This is a genomic window from Hydrogenivirga sp. 128-5-R1-1 (assembly GCF_000171895.1).
In genome coordinates this window covers 1-1,474 of sequence record NZ_ABHJ01000344.1, presented here as the reverse complement: position 1 = coordinate 1,474, position 1,474 = coordinate 1, and the positions used below count along the sequence as shown (strand labels likewise).

1 protein-coding gene is annotated in these 1,474 nt (G+C 32.9%); it reads right to left on the bottom strand.

Features of this window, described 5'->3' with window-relative positions:
- Positions 1-280: 280 nt before the first annotated feature.
- The gene (locus HG1285_RS01765; RefSeq protein ID WP_008289309.1) at positions 281-1,255 is read right to left on the bottom strand and encodes a site-specific integrase; all 975 of its coding nucleotides are present in this window, start codon (positions 1,253-1,255) and stop codon (positions 281-283) included.
- Between the last annotated feature and the right edge of the window lie 219 nt (positions 1,256-1,474).

Here is a 1,474-nt window from a genome sequence, read left to right as displayed (position 1 = left end):
GGCATTTGTTTTTTAGGGATTTTCAAAAAATGCTATTTGCTTTCAAATCATAAAATTTCATCAAAAATTTTACAATTTTGTGGACATAAGGGGAACAGGTTTATTTTATTAAAACCTAATAAAATCTTGTTTTAATGAAATACAATACTAAGACGGGTTTTATTTTGAAAGGCGGAGGCCGGAATCGAACCGGCGTATAAGGGATTTGCAGATGTTTATAATATATAGTTATTAATAGCTTAAATTGTCTTTGGGTGCATTTTGGGTGCAAAAGTATATTTCAAATCGGGAATTTTTTAATAGCTTCATGCAGGTGCTGAGGAGAAAGATGAGCATATATCTCTGTTGTTCTATAAGACTGATGCCCTAATAATTCTTGAACTGTTTTTAAATCTACTCCTGCCATAACCATTAAGCTTGCAAAGGTGTGCCTTAAATCGTGGATTCTTAAATCTTTAAATCCTGCTTTTTTGAAGCAGTTTTTTAGTTTATGCTCTATAGTTGGTTTTGCATAAGGGACAACTTTTCCCATAGCTGGAGTTCTTGCCTCAAGCTCGGCCCTTAGTTTTGGGTGAATTGGGATTACTCTCGATTGAAAGGTTTTTGTTTTTTCAACTTTAATGACATTTCTATTTAGGTCTATATGCTTCCATCGCAGTTTATGAATTTCTCCAAGTCTCATCCCGGTGTAAACAAATAACCTAAACACAAAAAGCCAAAATTCATCATCGATCACTTTTTCAACTTTAGCTATATCCTCAGGAAGTAGGAATCTTGGAGGGGTTTGGTGGACTTTTAATTGTTTATATCCTTCTAATGGATGGTTTTGTACGTATTCCCATTCTACTGCTTTTGTTAAAGCTGATTTTATAGTCCTGATGTGAATGTTTATAGTTGTTCTCGAAATGCCTTGTGCGAGTAAGGTGCTTACATATTCATCTAAATGCTTTTTAGTTAATGCCTTTATGTAAATGTCTCCAGTATGATCTTTAAGTTTTTGCAGTACATATCTTGCTTTTTTGAATGTTTCATCTGACCGGTTTTCTCTACACCATTCAAGATATTCTTCTATGAATTCAGATAGTTTTATTTTCTTTCCTTCAGAAAGTAATATAATTTTGCCTTTGAGATATTCTCTTTTTAGCTGGTTAAAGAGTCTTTGGGCAAGGGCTTTATCTTTTGTTTTTAGGCTTCGCTTCTTGCCCCTTTCAAATTCCACATAGTATATGCCGTTTTCTCTTTTGAATAACCTCATAAAGTTTAATTTAACATCTAATACCTAACTCTGACAACATATTTTTAACTGCATAATCTTCATATCCTAAAAATCTGTCTATGCTTTCTCTATCCCAAAGCCATTTGCTTCCTACTTTTTTGCTACTATATCTCCTTGCATGTATATTTTTTAAGTGTTTAAACAAAGATTTGTATAGTTCTCAGCTTCTTTAGTTGTTAGCCATCTTTTCATGTTTTT

Excerpts from the sequence above, each read along its gene's own strand:
- HG1285_RS01765 (WP_008289309.1), bottom strand. The coding sequence starts at position 1,255 with ATGAGGTTATTCAAAAGAGAAAACGGCATATACTATGTGGAATTTGAA.